The 17,768-nt window shown below is 67.3% G+C and carries 10 protein-coding genes; 4 read left to right on the plus strand and 6 right to left on the minus strand.

Features of this window, described 5'->3' with window-relative positions:
- Positions 1–34 precede the first annotated feature (34 nt).
- The 3 genes from ACB039_RS03910 to ACB039_RS03920 are packed head-to-tail and all read left to right on the plus strand — an operon-like array spanning position 35 to position 2,971.
- A complete protein-coding gene (locus ACB039_RS03910; protein WP_371165176.1) occupies positions 35–1,051 on the plus strand; it encodes an amonabactin ABC transporter permease subunit 2 in 1,017 nt (338 codons plus the stop codon).
- Between the two features lie 11 nt (positions 1,052–1,062).
- A complete protein-coding gene (locus ACB039_RS03915; RefSeq protein WP_371165177.1) occupies positions 1,063–2,133 on the plus strand; it encodes an amonabactin ABC transporter permease subunit 1 in 1,071 nt (356 codons plus the stop codon).
- A 43-nt stretch (positions 2,134–2,176) separates the two neighbouring features.
- On the plus strand, positions 2,177–2,971 hold the full coding sequence (locus ACB039_RS03920; RefSeq protein WP_226169460.1) for an amonabactin ABC transporter ATP-binding protein: 795 nt from the start codon (positions 2,177–2,179) through the stop codon (positions 2,969–2,971).
- 75 nt (positions 2,972–3,046) lie between these two features.
- Here the strand turns inward: ACB039_RS03920 and ACB039_RS03925 are convergent, their stop codons facing one another.
- Positions 3,047–3,772, minus strand: a complete 726-nt coding sequence (locus tag ACB039_RS03925) for a 4'-phosphopantetheinyl transferase (RefSeq protein ID WP_371165178.1) — start codon at positions 3,770–3,772, stop codon at positions 3,047–3,049.
- Positions 3,773–3,982: 210 nt separating this feature from the next.
- On the opposite strand from ACB039_RS03925, the gene ACB039_RS03930 reads away from it, so the two are divergent.
- Positions 3,983–4,921, plus strand: a complete 939-nt coding sequence (locus ACB039_RS03930) for an iron-siderophore ABC transporter substrate-binding protein (protein WP_161507301.1) — start codon at positions 3,983–3,985, stop codon at positions 4,919–4,921.
- A gap of 83 nt (positions 4,922–5,004) precedes the next feature.
- Here the strand turns inward: ACB039_RS03930 and amoH are convergent, their stop codons facing one another.
- From amoH to amoB, 5 genes are all read right to left on the minus strand, one after another.
- Positions 5,005–6,567 carry an amonabactin biosynthesis glycine adenylation protein AmoH gene (gene amoH, locus ACB039_RS03935; protein ID WP_042648507.1) on the minus strand — a complete coding sequence of 521 codons (1,563 nt, stop codon included), beginning with the start codon at positions 6,565–6,567 and terminating at the stop codon, positions 5,005–5,007.
- Entirely contained in the window at positions 6,564–12,836 is a 6,273-nt protein-coding gene (gene amoG / locus ACB039_RS03940; protein ID WP_371165179.1) for an amonabactin biosynthesis non-ribosomal peptide synthetase AmoG, read from the minus strand. The genes amoH and amoG overlap by 4 nt, the downstream gene beginning before the upstream one ends.
- A gap of 135 nt (positions 12,837–12,971) precedes the next feature.
- Positions 12,972–13,721: an amonabactin biosynthesis protein AmoA gene (gene amoA, locus ACB039_RS03945; protein ID WP_371165180.1), complete on the minus strand. Its 750-nt coding sequence runs from the start codon at positions 13,719–13,721 to the stop codon at positions 12,972–12,974.
- A gap of 20 nt (positions 13,722–13,741) precedes the next feature.
- Positions 13,742–16,831 (minus strand): amonabactin biosynthesis non-ribosomal peptide synthetase AmoF, encoded by a 3,090-nt coding sequence (amoF, locus tag ACB039_RS03950; RefSeq protein ID WP_371165181.1) that lies wholly within the window; start codon positions 16,829–16,831, stop codon positions 13,742–13,744.
- Complete coding sequence (gene amoB, locus ACB039_RS03955) at positions 16,828–17,751, minus strand: amonabactin biosynthesis bifunctional protein AmoB (RefSeq protein ID WP_182785655.1); 924 nt, start codon at positions 17,749–17,751, stop codon at positions 16,828–16,830. Before amoB ends, amoF begins: the two co-directional genes overlap by 4 nt.
- Positions 17,752–17,768 lie beyond the last annotated feature (17 nt).

The raw sequence follows: 17,768 nt of genomic DNA on the forward strand, positions 1-17,768 counted from the left end.
CGTTTCTACCGCCCCGTATCAAAGGAGTTCTTGCGTGCTCAGATACCAAGCACAGCTGTTCTGGCTCAGCGTGCTGCTCCTCTTCCTGCTGATTTCTCTGTCACTGGCCACAGGTGCCGGTGTCTATGGTGGCCGCGAGGTCGCCGGTTTCCTCTTGGGCGATCCCGCCCTGGTGGCCGATGAAAAACTCGCCATGATAGTCCACACCCTGCGCCTGCCGCGCACCCTGGCGGCCCTGGTGGTGGGGGTCTGTCTCGCGCTCGCCGCCTCCATGCTGCAGAGCGCCACCCGCAACCCCCTGGCCGAACCCGGCCTGCTCGGGGTCAACGCCGGCGCCGTGTTCGCCCTGGTGATAGGCCTCACCTGGTTTGGTGTCGAGTCCGCCTACGGCTATCTGCTCTGGTCCGGCATGGGGGCCCTGCTCGGCAACCTCGTCGTGCTCGGCCTCGGCCTCATGGTGGGGCGCTCCAACCCCCTCAAGCTCATCCTGGTGGGGGTCGCCCTCTCCGCCACCTTCGGCGGCCTCTCCAACTTCCTGCTGCTCTCCAACCGGGTGGTGCTGGAGCAGTTCCGCTTCTGGAATCTGGGGTCGCTCGCCGCCTCGGATCTCGATGCCGTGCTCACCGTCATGCCGTTTGCCTTGGCAGGATTGCTGATGACCCTGGCGCTCTGCCGCCAGCTCACCCTGATGCAGATGGGCGACAACCAGGCCCAGGCGCTCGGCATCCGGCCGACCCGGGTGCGCATCGGCGTGCTCCTGGCCGCCACCCTGTTCACCGCCTGCGCCATCGCCATCGCCGGCCCCATCGGCTTCGTCGGCTTCCTGGCCGCTTACTGCGCCCGCCTGGTGGAGCCGGTGCGCCTCGCCATCCAGGTGCGCTTCTCCGCCCTGTTCGGGGTGCTGTTCCTGCTCGGCGCCGACATACTGGCGCGCTGGCTGCTGCAGCCGTTCGAGCTGCCGAACGGCGTCATTCTGGCGCTGATCGGCGCCCCCGTGCTCGTCCTGGTGGTGCGCAGCGGCGGCTTCCGCTCCCTGCTGGCCGTCAAATAAGGTGCCCTCCCATGAATAACCCCATGCACGACACCCGGCCCGAGTTCCCACTCCCCACCGGCACCCTGCGCCTGCGCCTCGGTCAGCGCACCCTGCTGCTGGAGCGCCGCGCCTGGCTCGTCACCCTGGCGCTGGTGCTTGCCCTCATCCTGCTCTCCCTGCTGGCCCTGACCCTGGGCTCCGGCAAGCTCACCATGATGGGGGTGATCCAGACACTGCTTGGGGAGGGGAGCCGGCTCAGCGAGGTGACGGTGTTCAAGATCAGGCTGCCGCGCATCCTGGCGGTGCTGGTGGCGGGGGCCGCCATGGGCCTCTCCGGCTGCCTGGTGCAGACCCTGGTCCGCAACCGCCTCGCCACCCCGGACATGATAGGGGTCAACGAGGGGGCCTCCTTGGCCATCATCATCTTCTCCCTCTACCTGACCCTCGGCAGCTGGCCCTGGTGGGCCGCCCCCTTTGGCGCCCTGTTTGCCGCCGCCGTGCTCTATGCCCTGTGCAACAAGCCGGGGGAGCAAGGCTATCTGTTCGTGGTGATCGGCATCGGCGTCTCCGAGCTGATGAACGCCATCGGCCAGTTCGCCATGTCCACCCAGTCCCTGGTGCACCTCACCAGCCTTTATCTCTGGAACATGGGCAACTTCGTCGGCCAGGGCTACGGCACAGTGCTGCCGGTGGGGATACTGATCCTGCTGGTCTGCCCCTGGGTCGTCTATCTCTCCCGCGCCCTCGGCGTGCTGCGCCTCGGGCCCGTCACCGCCCGAACCCTGGGAGTGAACGTGAACCGGGTACAGCTCGGGGTGCTGGCCCAGGCCATCATAGTTGCGGCCCTTGGCACCGCCATCGGCGGTCCTGTGGTCTTCATCGCCATGGCGGCCCCCATACTCGCCTCCTGGCTCAGCCGGGATCGCATCGTGCCGCTCTGGATTGCCGCCCTGTGCGGCGCCCTGCTGCTGCTCGCCAGCGACACCCTGGTGCGGGTGCTGGCCAGCCCCCACGAGGTGGCCACCGGCATCATGACCCGCATTCTCGGCGGCCTGCTGCTGCTGTTCATCCTGATCAAAGACAGACAACGGGCGGACTGACCATGCCATTCATCCATTTCCAAGACAGACCGAGGGCCGCCTGATGACGCTCACCGTGAATCGACTCCAGTTCGGCTACCCGCATAAGAGCATCTTCGAGGAGATCTCCTTCACCCTGCCTCAGGGCAAGCTGGTGGGCATAGTCGGCCCCAACGGGGGCGGCAAGTCCACCCTGCTCAAACTGCTGGCGGGCCAGGAGCAGCCCCAGAGCGGGGAGATACTGCTCAAGGACAAGCCGCTGGCCAGCTACGGCATGAAAGCCCTGGCCCGGGAGCTCGCCTACCTACCCCAGCGCCCCCTGATGCCGCCCGGCATCCGGGTCGAGCAGCTGGTGCAATACGGCCGCCATCCCCATCAGGGCTGGTTCAACCAGTGGAGCGAGGAGGACGCCCGCATGGTGGGCTGGGCCAGGGAGCGGATGCAGCTCGATGCCATCTGGCAGCAGAGCGCCAGCTCGCTGTCCGGTGGTCAGGCCCAGCGGGTCTGGCTCGCCATGGTGCTGGCCCAGGATGCGGATCTCATCTTGCTGGACGAGCCCACCAGCGCCCTGGACATAGGCCACCAGACCGAGGTGATGGAGGCCATCCACAGAGTCGCCGCCGAGGGCAAGACGGTGCTCATCGTGATCCACGATCTCGCCACCGCCGCCCGCTACTGCGACGAGCTGATTGCCCTGGGGGATGGCGGCATCCAGGCCATGGGCGCGGCCCGGGAGGTGGTGACCAAGTCCCTCATCGATCGGCTCTACCAGACCGACGTGGACATACTGCACGCCCCCGGCGACGGTGCCCCCGTCATAGTGCCCCGTCGGCGCGTCGACCATGCACAGTCGGCCTGAGCCGGATAGCAAGAAACCGCCTGATGGCGGTTTCTTTGTCTGGGCAGTGGCGGGGCGCGAGAGCCCGGGCGCCGCTCACAGCAGCAGGGTGGTGAGCACGCCTCCCGGCAGCGGCTGCCAGTGCAGGGTGCAGCGCCAGCCGGCAGGCAGGGTCGGCGTCAGCGGGACCTTCAGCTCCAGGGTGAGGCTCTGGGCCGTCATCCCCAGCCAGCGGGCATCGAGAAAGTCGAAGTAGCGCCCCACCCTGGGATGGAGCGCCTTGAACAGGCTCTCCTTGGCGGAAAACACCAGGGTCAGCCCTCTGGCCCTGTCCAGCCCGAGCGCGCGGGCTCCGGCCTCCAGTCGTCCCCACTCATCCTCATCGACGATGCCGGACCAGAGCTGACTCCCCTGCTCCGGCCCCAGCCAGGCCTCCAGATCCAGCCCCATTCCCCTCTGTGCGGGGCGTACCCCGCACAGCGCCACCCCCTGCCCCGCCAGCTGGCTGTGGCTGATGCTCCCCTCCATTCCCAAAGGCCAGAGGGGCTCGCGGGCGCTCCCGATGGCCACCCCATTCCCCGCAAGGCCAAAGGGGCGCAGGGCCTCGCGGGCCGCGAGGCGCCCCGCCAGAAACTCCCCCAGCCGCTTGGGGGCCGCATGCTGCAGGCTGGCGGGCAGCGCCATGCCGTGGGCCGCGAAGCAGGCGGGGGTAAAGGCAGCGGCATCGAAACAGATGCGATGCAGGGTCAAGGGGGGCGTACCCGGCAGCAGCAGGCGATCCCGTTGCAAAAGGAAGGAGGTGAGAGGGGATAAGGGGGGCATCTGAGCTCCTCGCAATGGCGCCTCATGGTAACAAAATCCCCAGGGCAGACACCACAAATACAAATGACAATGTTTCTCACTTGCGCTTCTGTGGTAGCATGTCCCCGCCCATTTGGACCCCGGTTTTAGGCTGACTGGCAGGCACACCCCACAGGGGCCGCCCGGCATGGGCCAAGAGTGCCGCCGATTTCACCCATTAAGGATGTAACCATGAAGATCTTCTCCCCCCTGGCCGCCGCGCTCATGCTGGCCAGCCTGGTCGGCTTTCAGGCCCAGGCAGGCACCCGCCAGGTGCTCGATGCCAACGGCCAGACCCACACTGTCCCCGAGGCGCCCCAGCGGGTCGTTGTGTTGAGCGAGCTCGATCTCGACAGCGCCCTGACCCTGGGGGTGCAACCGGTCGGCACAGTCAACGGTCGCGGCCAGTCCACCCTGCCCCGCTATTTGCTGGACAAGGCGGGCAAGGAGATCCAGGTGGTCGGGGATCTGGACAACCCCAATCTGGAGAAGCTGATAGACCTCGAACCGGATCTCATTCTCACCGGCCAGACCAAGCCCGAGCTGCTGGCCCTGCTCAAGGAGATAGCCCCCACCGTCGTCACCGGCAACTGGGGCGAGCCCTGGAAAACCGTGTTCAACCGCAGCGCCAATGTGATGAACAAGGAGGCCGAGGCCAAGGCCTTCCTCGCCCGGTATGACGCCCGCCTGGCAGAGGCCCGCAGCAAGCTCGCCAAGCACCAGGGGGAGCAGGTGAGCATAGTGCGCTGGAACCCCAAGGGGCCTAGCTACATGCATGGCGGCACCTTCGCCAGCAGCGTGGTCACCGAGATGGGGCTGGCTCGCCCGGCCCACCAGATCGGCGACAAGAGCCCCCACTCCCCGGCCCTGAGTCTCGAATCCCTCAACCTGCTGGACGGTGACTGGCTGGTGGTCGGCACCCTCAGCACCAGCGGCGATGCGGTGGATGCCATGAAGCAGGCCGAGCAGACCCCGGCCTTCCAGCAGCTTGGCGCCATCAAGGGCAAGCGCTTCGGCGCCGTGGACGGATCGCTCTGGACCTCCACCGGCGGCCCCCAGGCGGCCCTCAAGGTGATCGACGACGTCGAGCAGCTGCTCACCAAGCCGGACGCGGCCCCCATCGCGCACTGATCCCCATCTCGGTTGACTGCCAACAAGAAGCCCGCATCATGCGGGCTTCTTTGTTTATCAACGCTTGCGAGCAACGGGCAATGCTACTCCGGCAGGGGCAGCGCCTTTCTGTCCAGTTTGCCGCTGCCGGTCTTGGGCAGGGCATCCAGCAGGATGAGCCGCGCCGGCACCATGTAGTGCGGCAGCGTCGCCTGCAGCCCCTTGCGCAGGGCGAGGCGATTGAGGGTCACCCCGCTTTTCACCTCCACGTAGCCCACCAGCATGGCCTCGTCCCCCTCACCCACCAGACGCACCGCTGCCTCCTGCACCCCTGCCTGGCGGCGCAGTCCCGCCTCCACCTCGCCGAGCTCGATGCGAAAGCCCCGCAGCTTGACCTGATCATCGCGCCGCCCCAGATAGAGGAAGCGGTCCGCCCCCAGCCGGCGCACCCGATCGCCGGTGCGATAGAGGCGATGGGTGGCAAGGCGCAGGAAGGCGGCGCTGGTCAAGGCCGGCTTGCGCCAGTACCCCTCGCACAGGGCCGGGCTCTCGATGCAGAGCTCGCCGCACTCCCCCTCCGCCACCGGCAGCCCCGCCTCGTCCAGCACCCAGTGCCGATAGCCGGGCAGGCTGTGGCTGATGGTGATCTGGCCCCCAGCCGGTGGCCAGCGCACCTCGCTCACCAGCGACCAGACGGTGGCCTCGGTGGGCCCGTAGCAGTTCCACAGCCGCCGGGTGCGGGCACAGAGCTGCTCGGCCAGACCTGGGTCCAGCGCCTCGCCGCCGCACAGGGCGGTGAGGGTATTGCGTCCCTGCCAGCCGGCCTTGAGCAGCATGCGCCAGCAGGCCGGGGTGGCCTGCAGCCAGTTGATGGAGGGGTCGCCCTCGAGCAGCGCCAGCATCCCCAGCGGATCCTTGTTGTGCTCGCCGCCGGCCACCGTCAACCGGCCCCCGCCCCAGAGCGGCCCCAGCATCTCCAGCAGGGAGATGTCGAAGGCCGGGGTGGTGATGAAGAGCCAGTGGCAGCCAGGTGAAAGCCCGAGCCGATCGCGGATCCCGTCGAGGAAGCAGAGCAGGGCCCGCCGGCTGATGACCACCCCCTTGGGCTCGCCGGTGGAGCCCGAGGTGAACATCATGTAGGCAGCCAGGGCGTCGTCCACCCTGGGCCAGGAGAGAGCCCCGCCGGGGGCCGGCCCCTTGAGGGGACGCAGGGGGCAACCGAAGTCCGGGGTCCCCGCCTCCTCATCGCAGATCACCGCCGAGAGCCTGGCCTGGCGGGCTATCCCCTGCAGCCGCTCCAGGGGAAAGTCCGGCTCCAGCGGCACGAAGCAGAGGCCGAGCCGCAGGCAGGCCAGCAGGCTGGCCACCAGATCCGGGCTGCGGGAGAGATAGAGGCCGACCCGCTCTCCCACCGCCAGCCCCTGCAGGCGGGCGGCAATCTGGCCGACCCTTGCATTGAGGGCGCCGTAGCTGAGCCACTGCCCTGCGGTTGCACCGTCACGGATCTCTGCCATTTCCACACTCATGCCCACGCCCATACGGATGGCGGGGGCCAGCGGGGTGGCGGCCAGACAGGCCGCCAGCCGCGCGCCCAGGTTGGCCGCCCCCTCACGGGGGGCAAGCCGGGTTTGCACGAGCGAAGCCTCATGCTTGATGGTCACCGTCATAGTGCGGCCTCCGTTTGGCGCACCAGCCAATGCCGATAGAGCCGGCTGGGTGATGGGTGGGCCTTGAGCGTCTGCAGGGTGAGCGACGCCCGATCCTGGCCAAACGCCTCGTTGAGGGCCGCCAGCAGGGCGAGCTGCTGCACCGAATCCACCCCGAGTTCACACAGGGTCTGCTGCCAGATGCCGGGCACGCCGCACAGGCGCTCCCACAGGGCCACCAGCCTGCGGGCCTCGGCCGGCGGCTGAGCCAGGCCAGGTTCATCAGCCTTGGTGGCGGCCACTTGCGCCCTCACTGGGAACGGCGCGGCCGCCGCCACTCTGGCCGGCTGGCTCAGATCCGCCTGCGCCAGCCAGTCGAGCTCGGCCAGCCAGTCAGCCAGCACCGCCTCGGCCCGGGCCTCGGGGATCTGCTCGCCGTCGAATTCGAGGCGCAGCTGGAGCGTCTCGCCCCGGCTGCTGACCACCAAGGAGAGCGGCAGCTCCACCTTCTCCACCACGGTGCCAAAGCGCGGCACCAGCTGATGGGGTTCGGGGGCGACAGGGGCCGCCGGCATAGGGTAGTTCTCGAACACGAACAGACTCTGGAACAGACGCGCCCGGCCTTTGGTCAGTGCCGCCAGCGACTGGGTGTCGTGCTCATTGAGCGCCATCAGGTCGGTCTGCAACTGGGCGATATGCTCGGCCAGGGTCAGCTCGGTGCGCCAGGCCAGCGCCAGTGGCAGGCTGTTGATGTAGAGCCCGACGCTCGCGGTGATCCCCTCGATGGGGTAATCCCGGCCCGGGGTCACGTTGCCCACCAGGGTGACGGCATCGCCAGAGCGGCGTGCCAGCAGACGGTGCCAGGCATATTGGGCCAACAGGCCCGCAGTCACGCCAAGGTCGCGGGCACGGCTCGCGAGCAAGGTTGCCACCTCGGCCGGCAGCGCCGTGGCGCACACCGCCGGTCGCAGCTGGGTATGGCGCCCGCTTGAGCTAGCGTCCAGCGTCACCCCGAACAGGCAGGCGAGATCGTTAGGCGTTGCCAAGAGCTCGCCCCGCCCCTGCCAGTAGGTCTCGGCGCTGCGGGCTTGGCTCACGATATGGCGGCCAAATTCGAGCCAGGCGGTATCCGGTTCGCCCTGCGGCAACAGGCCGTTCATCAGCGCCTGATAGCCGCGATGCAGGGAACCCAGCAACACGGGACCGCTCCAGCCATCCAGCACGCTGTGATGGGCGCTGAAGATCACCTTGTGGTGATCGGGGGCCAATTTGAAGCAGGCAAGGCGCAGCAGGGGCGCCTGCTCGAGCGGGATCGGGCGGGCCAGATCCTGCTCGCGATAGGCCTGGACCCGTGTCTCTGCATTTTCCACTTCAGACAAGTCCTCATAGTGGAATGGCAACTCGGCGTGCTTGAGGATGCGCTGCAGCGCCACCCCATCCGCCAGCACCAGTTCGCTGCGAAGGGCCGGCCAAAGGGCGATCTGCCCCTGCCAGGCCTGACGGTAGACCGCCACGTCCAGCGGCTGGTGATAGTCGATCTCGGTCTGCAGGTGATAGGCGTGATCCCGGGGCGCCAGCGCCCTGTGATGGAACATGCTCTGCTGAAGCGATGTCATGGGCAGCAGGGTCTCCACCTCGCGCCCGTTCAGCACCCGATCGAGCGCGGCTTGCGAGAGGCCAAGCCCCGGGAAGTCGCTCGGGGTATGGCGCGGAGCCTTCACCGTGCAGCAGTGCTCCACCAGCGCCGTCAGGTTGTCCGCCAGCCGTGCCATCAGGGCGTCGCTCCCTTGCTGGTTGAGGGCGCCCACCTGACGCAGGGTGAGGCGGCCATCAAACACGCCCCCGTGCAGGCTGACCAGCTCCCGCGGCAGGTTGTCAGGGGACGTGGGTGCCCCCGGCGCCAGCGGCAGGGGCTGCCAGGGTTGAACAGCCTCGCCCTGATGGCTGACCCCCAGGTAGTTGAAGACGACAAGGGCCTGGGGCAGTTCTTGCCCGCGGGGATGGTGCAACCTCAGGGCGTTGAAGCCCACCCCCTTGTCCGGCACGGCGCGCAGCTGCTCCTTGGTGGCGCAGACCAGCGCATCCCACTCCTTGGCATCCGCCAGCGCCAGCGGGTATGTGCTGGTGAACCAGCCGAGGGTACGGCTCACGTCGAGTTCCGCATCGATGGCCTCACGGCCGTGCCCTTCCAGCATCACGCAGTGACGGCTGCCGTAACCCTGCTCGCTCAGGGTATGGGTCAGCGCCGCCAGCAGCAGGTCGGGCACCCGGGTGAAGTAGGCCTGGTTGGCGATGTCGATGAGACGGGCCGTGGTCTCCTGACTCAGTTGCAGCAGGCTGGCGGCGGCGCGGCCATCGGCGGCGCGTCGCTCCTCCAGCAAGCCTGGCTTGCTGGCCTCCCCCTGAGCAAGCCAGAAGCCAAGCTGATCCTCTTCCCGTTTGGCGTAGGCCGCGAGCCCCTCGCCCCACTGGCGATAGCTGCTGCCCTTGGCGGGCAGCGGCTCGCCCCTGCTCACCCGTGCCAGATCTTCGGCCAGAATGCGCCAGGAGACCGCATCGATCACCAGGTGATGGAAGGCGAGGAAGAGCCCCTCCACCGTCTCGCCCTCGCCCTCCCGCACACCCTCGAGAGAGAGATTGCGCAGGCGGGCCCAGGCCAGGGTATGGCCGCTGGCAGGATCCAGATCTCCCTGCAGCTCGGTCAGGCGGGCCTGCAGCTCGGCCTCATCGAGGCTGCCGGCATCCAGGGTCGGCAGCGGCGGCAATGGCAGTTCGGCCAGATAGCGCTGGCCGGTCGGGGTCACCGCCAGGCGCAGGGCATCGTGGTGCTGGCGCAGGGTATCCAGCCAGCCGCGCAGGGCCTCATCGTCCACCCCGGCCGGCAGGCGCAGGATCACCCCCTGGTTCCAGTGGCCGGACTTGGCAAAGCCCTGCTCGAAGAACCAGTGCTGAATGGGGTGGAGCGGAAACTCGCCGGTCAGGCTGCCCTGCTCGCTCCTGTGGCTGACGGCCTGCTGCTGGCCGAGCTGGCGGCAGAGGCGGCGCACCGTCTTGGCTTCGAACACGTCCTTCACGCTGCAGTGCAGCCCCGCATCCCGCAGCCGGGTGGTGAGCTGGATGCTGAGGATGGAGTCACCTCCTAAGCGGAAGAAGTCATCCTCCACCCCGAGCGGTTGCTTGAGCACCCCTTGCCAGATGGCAAGCACGGTCTGCTCCAGTTCGTTTTGCGGCTCGCCCTTGCTCTGCTGCCAGACGATGGCGGGCAGGCGGCGCAAGTCCAGCTTGCCGTTGGGGGTGAGCGGCATCTCGGGCAGCCAGCAGAGGCGCGCCGGCACCATGTATTCGGGCAGGCACTCGCCGGCCCGCTGCAGCAGGGCGTCGCCGTCGGGCTCCCTTGCCCCGGCCTGCAAACAGGCGTAAGCGAGCAGACGACCCTCCTGCACTACTACCTTGATCTGGCGGATGACCGGGCACAATTCGGCGAGCCGGGTCTCTATCTCCCCCGGCTCGATACGATAGCCGCGCAGCTTGATCTGCTCGTCTATCCGGCCCAGATACTGGATGCTGCCATCGCGGCGCAGCAGGGCCCGATCACCGGTGCGATAGAGACGATGGGTACGTTCCGCCAGCGCCAGCTCGATAAAGGCCTCCTGGGTGCGCTCCGGCAGATTGAGGTAACCGCGGGCCAGCCCCAGCCCTGCCAGGCAGAGCTCGCCGGGCACCCCCACCGGGCAGAGATTGCCCGCCTCGTCCAGGATCAACGCCTTCAGGTGGTTGACCGGTCGACCTATGGTGATGGGCGCCCCCGGGGTGAGCCGCGCGCAGAGCGCGGTGACGGTGCACTCGGTCGGGCCGTACATGTTGAACAGCGCCACCCGCTCCCCCCAGCGATCCACCAGGCTGCTCGGGCACGCCTCGCCACCAAAGCCGATGGCCTTGAGGGAACCGAGTTCCGCCGGTGGTAGCAGGTTGGCGAGCAAGGCGGTCGGCAAAATCATATGGCTGGCACCGCAAGCGATCGCGGCACTGATCACCCCCTCGCCCGGCTCGCCGAAGTGCAGGGCCGCGCCGCAGTACAGGGGCAGTAAGCTGGTCATGTTGCCCGCATCAAACGAGAGGGACATGCAGTTGAACATGGCGCCATTCTGATCAAGGGCGATGCGATCGCCGTGATCCGCCATCAGGTTGACCAGGCTGCCCTGCTCCACCATGACCCCCTTGGGCAGACCGGTGCTGCCGGAGGTGTAGATGATCTGGGCCAGCATGGCGGCATCCCGGGGTAGTGCGGGCGTGCTGGTTGGCATCTTGTCCAGCGCAAGCTGGTGCAGATCATGATATTCGGCAGTCGTGCCCGCCAGCGCCTCGCCAAGCCGCGGGTCCGGCACGCCGCCCAGCACCAGGCTGATGGATGCATCGCCGAGGATATGGGCCAGCCGCTCGGCGGGATAGGCAGGGTCGAGGGGCACATAAGCCGCCCCCGCCTTCCAGCAGGCGAGCAGGGCAACCACGAAGGCGACATCGCGTCTCGCCTGGATGCCGATGGCGGCGCCCGGGGTGACGCCGCAAGCCAGCAACCAGTGGGCCAGCCGGTTGGCACGCACCTCCAGCTCGCCATAGGTCAACGATTGCGCGCCGTCGCTCACCGCCAGCGCGTCCGGCAACTGAATAGAGCGCCGCTCGATATGACAGAGCAGGGTGTCACGGCTCGGGTAGTCCGGCGGCAGATCGGCAAGCTGTGCGGCCATCGCCGCCTGGTCGGTGCCCGCCTCCAGCGGCAACTGCCAGATGTCGGTCTCGGGGGCAGCCACCACGGCGCGCATCAGGTGCAGCAGGCGATCGGCAAGAGCCTGAATGGTCTCTCGCTCGAACAATGCGGTGGCAAACAGCCAGTCCACCCTGACGGAGTCCATCAGCTCGGTCACCTTGACCGAGATGTCGGTCTTGGCCGGCAACACAGGCGAGGTCTCCTCCACCAGCTGGCAGCCGGGGATTAGATCGTTGAAGTCCACCTTGGCCTGATAGACCAGCATGATCTGGAAGATGGGGTTGATGGCGGTGGTGCGATCGGCGCCGATGGCCTCGGCCAGCGCCTCGAAACGGTAGAGCTGGTGATCGAAGGCCGCCAGATCCTCCTCCCGGCACTGCTGCAGATAGTCGACGAAGCTGGGCTTGCCGCTGAGTTGAGTGCGCAGCACCAGCGTATTGACAAAAAAGCCCACCAGCGACTCGATCTCGTGGCGCTCGCGATAGGCGAGCGGGGTGCCGATCACCACCTCCTTCTCGCCGCTCTGGCGCACCATCAGCAGGGCAAACAGGGCGTGCAGACCGATGAAGTTGGAGGTGCTGTGGCGCTGACACAGGCGCTTGAAGCTCTCCCACAGCGCGTTGTCGATGGTGGAGAAGACCAGCTCGCCGCCGCTGTCCTGATGGGCCGGGCGCGGCTTGTCGAGCGGCAGACCGTGTATCTCGGGGCTGCCACCGAGCCGGTCGACCCAGAACGGCTTGAACTCGGCGTGATAATCGAGAAAACGCGGTGAGTTGAACCAGCGGGCATAGTCGATGTAGGTGAGGGGCAGTTCGCTCACCTGCAGGGGCTCGCGGTTCTGGTGCGCAAGAAAGGCGCGCTTGAGATCCGCGAACATGTTCTTGACCGACCAGCCGTCGGAGATGATGTGGTGCTGGGTGATCAGCAGCACGTGCTCGCGGTTGCCCAGCCGGATCAGATGCACCCGGCTGAGACCCCCCTGGGTCAGGGAGAAGGGGCGGCCAATCTCCTCGCGCACCCGGCGGGCTACATAGGCCTCCCGCTCGGCAGCGGGCTCTGCGCTCACGTCCTCAATCTGCAGCGTGAAGGGCGTGTGGGGCAGGATCTCCTGCGCCCCTCTGCCCGCCTCGTCCTTGATGAAGCGAGTGCGCATGCTGGGGTGGCGGGCAAACAGGTGATCGAAAGCAAACTCCAGCGCCGCCGTGTCCAGCTCTCCCTTGACGCGAAAATAGACCGGCATGTTGTAGAGGTGGGAGGCCTCCTCGTACTGCTCGATAAACCAGAGCCCGCTCTGGGACGACGAGAGCGGCCCCTGCCGGGCGCCCTCGGCGACAATGGGCGCCTCGAAGGCAGCGCGAGCCGCCAGGCAGCGCACCAGCTCATCCTTGTGGGCCTTGATGGTGGCGCCGATGGCCGGCGTCACCGCCTCCTTGCTCGACTGGGAGATAAGCTGGCCCTTGTCGTTCAGCGCCAGCTTGACCCCCTGCCGTTCCAGCTGTTTCAACAGCAAAATCATATTGTTCATCTGTACCTCAGACAGCCGGCGTGGCGCGATAGGAAGAAAAACCGTCCCGCCCCTTCTCATTCAGGGCGAGCTTGACGCTCTGACCATCCAGCTGTTTCAACAGCAAAATCATATTGTTCATCTGTTTCTCAAGCCTCAGGCACTCAGGGTGGCGCCGCCGTCGACGACCAGATCCTGCAGCGTGATGTGGCTGGCCAGATCCGAGGCCAGGAAGAGGACGGTATGGGCGATCTCCGCCGGGGTGGCGACCTTGCGCAGGGGGATGCCGAGCTTGAACTGCTCCGGCAACCCGGCAATGGTGCGGGCCATGGCCTCCTCGTTTGGCAGCATGCCGCGCAGCATGGGGGTATCCGTCGAGCCCGGCGACACCAGGTTGGCGCGCACGCCGAAGGGGGCCAGCTCCAGCCCCACCGTCTGGGTCAGGCTGGTGACCGCCGCCTTGGAGGCGCAGTAGGCCGCCATCTGCATGCGCGGCACATGGGCCGCGTTGGAGCCGATGGTGACGATGGCACCGCGCCGCTGCCCCTTGAAGTGGGGCACCAGGGCCCGCAGCAGATAGAAGACGCCGCTGGCGTTGACCGTCATGCAGTCGTGCCAGTCGTCATCGCTCAGGACGTCGGTGGGGCCAAGGCGCAGCACCCCGGCCCCGCTCACCAGCACATCGAGCCCGCCGTCCGCCAGCAGCGCTGCGCAGCAGGCGTTGACCGCCTTCGAGTCGCCAATATCGAGCAGCCGGGTGGCATAGGGGTAGTCGGCTTCAGGAAAGGTCAGATCCAGCCCCACCACACAGGCGCCGGCCGCCACGAACTGCGTCGCCACCTCGCGGCCAATGCCGCGCCCTGCTCCGGTCACCCAGACCCGCTTGCCAGTGAAATCAAAGGCCATTGCTTGTTGCTCCTTATCCATCACCACACCATCTCCACGCTCTCTTCGTCCTCGGCAAGCAGGCCGTCGAGGAAACGGCAGAAATCATCCAGCCGAGGGTGATCGAACACGTCGGAGACCTTGACCTGCACCCCGAACTCGGCGCCGAGCCGGTTGACGATCTGGATGGTCTGCAGGGACTGGCCCCCCAGTTCGAAGAAGTTGTCCGCGGGCGCCATGGTGGCAAGCCCCAGGATCTGCTGCCAGATGGTACCGACCCGGTTCTCGGTCTCGCTGCCCAGGGTCAATGCTTCGCCGCCCGCCTGGTAGGCGGCCAGCAGGGCCTTGCGATCCAGCTTGTTGGAGCCGGTGCGGGGCAGCTGGTCATAGTGACGATAGTCGGTGGGGATCATGGCGGCAGGCAGCACCTTGGCCAGCTGCGCCTTGATGACCCGGCTGTCGCGCTCCGGCCCCGCCACGAAGGCCACCAGCCGGCGCACGCTGCCGATGCTCACTCCCTGCACGCACGCCTCATCCACCCCCGGCAGGGCCAGCAGCTGGGCCTCCACTTCGCCGGGCTGGATGCGATAGCCGCTTATCTTGAATTCGTTGTCGCGCCGACCGAGGTAGACCAGCCGGCCGGCCACCAGGCGCACTCGATCGCCGGTGCGATAGACGGGCAGATCCTCTTCGCCGACCCGCAGGGTGCCAAAGCTCCCTTGCACGCCGCCCACATAGCCGTTGGCCAGCTGCGGGCCGAGCAGCACCAGCTCCCCCTCGCTGGCGGGTTGCTCCCCCGCCCCCAGGATCAGCGCCTGCATGCCGGGCAGCGGCAGGCCGATGGGCAGCTGGGTCTGGCTGGGGTCTTCCTGCTGCAACTCCTGAGTGGTCACCACCACGGTCGTTTCGGTGGGGCCGTAGGTGTTGAACAGGCACACATCGGAGCGGCCCTGACGCTGCCACTGGGCCAGCTGCTCGGGGTAGACCGCCTCGCCGCCGATGATGACGGTGGCCAGATTGGCAGGAATGTGGGCCTGGCCCGCCGTCAGCGCCACCACCCATTCGTTCCAGAACGCGGTGGGCAGGTCGAGGTGGGTGATCCCCATCTGCGCCACCCCGGCCGCAAAGGCGGGCATGGATTCGAGCAGGGCGTCGGTGCGCAGCACCAGGGTGGCACCGGCGCTCAAGGTGGCGAACACCTCCTCGATGCTGGCGTCGAAGTTGAAGGGGGCGAATTGCAGCATCCGCGCCCCCTCTCCCAGGTGGTAACGGCAGCGGGCGGCGGCGGCGAAGTGATCCAGCGCGCCGTGGCTGACCGCCACCCCTTTGGGCAGACCGGTCGAGCCCGAGGTGAACATCAGGTAGGCGACGGCGCGGCCGGCGGCCGGCTGGTTGAGCCGATCATCGCTCACCAGATCCCCCGCCAAGAGCGTGCGCCCCTCAAACAGGCTGGCCAGCTTGTGACGGTACTCGGCCTGGGTGATCAGGGTCTTGACCTCCCCCAGCCGCAGAATATGGCCCTGGCGCTCCAGCGGCTGCTCAGGGTCGAGCGGCACGTAGACGGCGCCCGCCAGCAGCACCGCCAGCTGGGCGAAGATGGCCTGGGGGGTGCGGGCCAGCATGACCCCCACCTTGTCGCCGGGGGCGACGCCTGCGGCCTGCAGGGCAGCTGCCATCTGTTCAGATCTGGCCAGCAGCGCCTCGTAGCTGAAGCGGGTCTCTCCCTGCTCCAGCGCTATCTTGTCCGGGGTCTGGGCGGCGAAGTGGCAGAGCGCCTCCAGCACCGGCCGCACCTGGAGAGCTTCATGGGCGGGGCCGGCGATCAGGGCCCTGGCTCGCTGCTCGGTCAGCCAGTCGGCCTTGAGCGCCCCTAGGGTCTGGGCGGGCTCGGTCAGCCAGCGGCCCAGCAGGGCAAACAGGGTATCGGCGATGGCAGCCAGATCCGCCTGCTGGTAGCAGCCGGGGTTGGCGTCCAGATCCAGTCTGGGCTGACCATCGACGCCGACCTGCACCTCGATGGTGAGATCCTCCACCGGGCCGGCACTGATGTTGAGAATATGGGCAGATAGCGGCCCGAAGCGGCGAGCGTGATCGAACGGCATGATGTTGACCAGCGGGCCGAACAGGCGCTTGTCGCCCCCCACCAGGCCAAGGTCGCGGCGCAGCAGCTCGTAGCGGTAGTGCTGGTGCTTGCGCACCCCGCGCTTGGCCTTGGCCACGGCGCCGGCAGCTCCCGCCAGATCCAGTTCTTCACCCAGAGTCAGCGCCAGCGGGGTAATGTTCATCTGCATGCAGGGCACGGTCAGCGACGCCGAGCCGATACGGTTCATCATCATCAGACCGAGCAGGGTCTTATCCTGGCCGCTCGACAGCGACAGCTGGGCAGAGAGGCCGGCCAGCAGCAGATCGGGCCAGCCCAGCTTGTGCTCGTCGGCAAAGCCGGTCAGGGATTGCCACAGCGCCGCCGGCAGCGGACGGCTCTCACGGATAAATTCGGCGGCAATCGGTGCGCGGGTCTCGCCAAAGGACTTCACCTCGGGCCAGGCTTGCAGCTGCTCCTGCCAGAAGGCACGGGCGGCGGCGTTCTTACCGATCTGCTCGCGGCTCGCCTCTTCCGCCAGCACCTCCACCAAAGAACCGAAAGGCGATGGGGAGTTCATCTCACCGGCCAGCCCCTCTGCATACAGCTCGGCGATGCGTTGGAACAGCAGGGTGGTGCCAAAGCCATCGAGGGCGATGTGGTGCACGCAGCTGTAGAGATAATCGCGGCCGGGGCCGCGCAGCAGGGCGAAGCGGCAGGGCGCCTCTTGGGTCAGCTCGAACGGGCGGCGCAGATCGGCCCAGGCCCAGGCGCGGGCCAGTGTCTCGTCATCGAGCTCGAGGGAGACCTCTTCATAGGCCAGGGGCAGCTCATGCGAGACGAAGCAGACCGCCTCCTTATTGTCTTCGAAGTGGCCCTTGAGTGCCTCGCACTCCCCCACCGCCTTGGCAAGGGCCGCTACCAGCACGGCCGCCTCGACCTTGCCGTCGAAGGCGATGCACTCGGCGGTGTTGAACATCGCCTTGTCGTCGTTGAGCAGATGTCCGGACCAGAGCCCCTGCTGGGGGATGGTCAAGGGGAAGCGGTTCATGGGGTCACCTCCAGCGCCTGGGCTGCCAGCTTGGCCTCGATGAGGCGCCACCAGCCGTTGAGGGTCGGCAGCTTGGCGAGATCCACGAAGCCGAGCTCCACCCCGGCGGCGCGCCACTCGGTGAGCAGGGCCATGATCCGCACCGAATCCAGACCGTAGTCGATCAGGTTCTCGTCGGGGTCAAACTCCCCTTCGTCCTCGTCGATATGGCTCAGCAGCCGCGCCTTGAGCCCCTCATACGTCAGCAACGGATTGGTCAGCAGCGGACTGGTCTGGGCGGCAGAAGCGGAAGCCGGGGCAAGGGCCAGCACCTCCTCGCAGGGGATCACCTTGCCGCAGCGGGTCGCCACGTAGTCGAGCGCCATCTGGTGATCGGCCAGGGAGAAGTCTGCCACCCCGTCCGCCAGGAAGAAGGGCTGGATGTCGCGCATGAAGGCGTCGCAGGCGGTCATCATGCAGCCGATATGGCCGTAGATGCCGCCGATGATCAGCTGATCCCGCCCCAGCGCTTTGAGCATCTGTTCCAGCTCGGAGCGCTGGAAGGCGCTGTAGCGCCACTTGACCAGCACGGTGTCGTCCCGCTCTGGGCAGAGTGCTGCCACCACCTGCTGCTGCTCGGGCCGCTTGTTGAGCCCCGGGCCCCACATGTCGTTGAGCAGGGCGCGATCTTCAGGGGACTGATCCTTGGGCTGGGCGGTGTAGAAGACCGGAATGCCGAGGGCCTTGCACTGCTTGCGCACGGCGGCCAGGCGCTCGGTGAGCGCCGCGATCAGCGGGCTGTTTTCGCCATAGAAGGCGGTGAAGTACTCCTGCATGTCGTGGATCAGCAGGGCGGCGCGTTTGGGATCCAGAGACCAGTTGACCTTGTTGGCCTTCCACTGGCTGGGCATGGCGTAATTGTTCAGGGTTGGGATAGCCATAACGTCATGATTCCTTA

This window comes from Aeromonas sp. S2(2024) (assembly GCF_041402505.1).
Classification (GTDB): Bacteria; Pseudomonadota; Gammaproteobacteria; order Enterobacterales; family Aeromonadaceae; genus Aeromonas; species Aeromonas media.

Excerpts from the sequence above, each read along its gene's own strand:
- ACB039_RS03915 (WP_371165177.1), top strand. The coding sequence starts at position 1,063 with ATGAATAACCCCATGCACGACACCCGGCCCGAGTTCCCACTCCCCACC.
- ACB039_RS03920 (WP_226169460.1), top strand. The coding sequence starts at position 2,177 with ATGACGCTCACCGTGAATCGACTCCAGTTCGGCTACCCGCATAAGAGC.
- ACB039_RS03925 (WP_371165178.1), bottom strand. The coding sequence starts at position 3,772 with ATGCCCCCCTTATCCCCTCTCACCTCCTTCCTTTTGCAACGGGATCGC.
- ACB039_RS03930 (WP_161507301.1), top strand. The coding sequence starts at position 3,983 with ATGAAGATCTTCTCCCCCCTGGCCGCCGCGCTCATGCTGGCCAGCCTG.
- amoH (WP_042648507.1), bottom strand. The coding sequence starts at position 6,567 with ATGACGGTGACCATCAAGCATGAGGCTTCGCTCGTGCAAACCCGGCTT.
- amoG (WP_371165179.1), bottom strand. The coding sequence starts at position 12,836 with ATGAACAATATGATTTTGCTGTTGAAACAGCTGGAACGGCAGGGGGTC.
- amoA (WP_371165180.1), bottom strand. The coding sequence starts at position 13,721 with ATGGCCTTTGATTTCACTGGCAAGCGGGTCTGGGTGACCGGAGCAGGG.
- amoF (WP_371165181.1), bottom strand. The coding sequence starts at position 16,831 with ATGAACCGCTTCCCCTTGACCATCCCCCAGCAGGGGCTCTGGTCCGGA.
- amoB (WP_182785655.1), bottom strand. The coding sequence starts at position 17,751 with ATGGCTATCCCAACCCTGAACAATTACGCCATGCCCAGCCAGTGGAAG.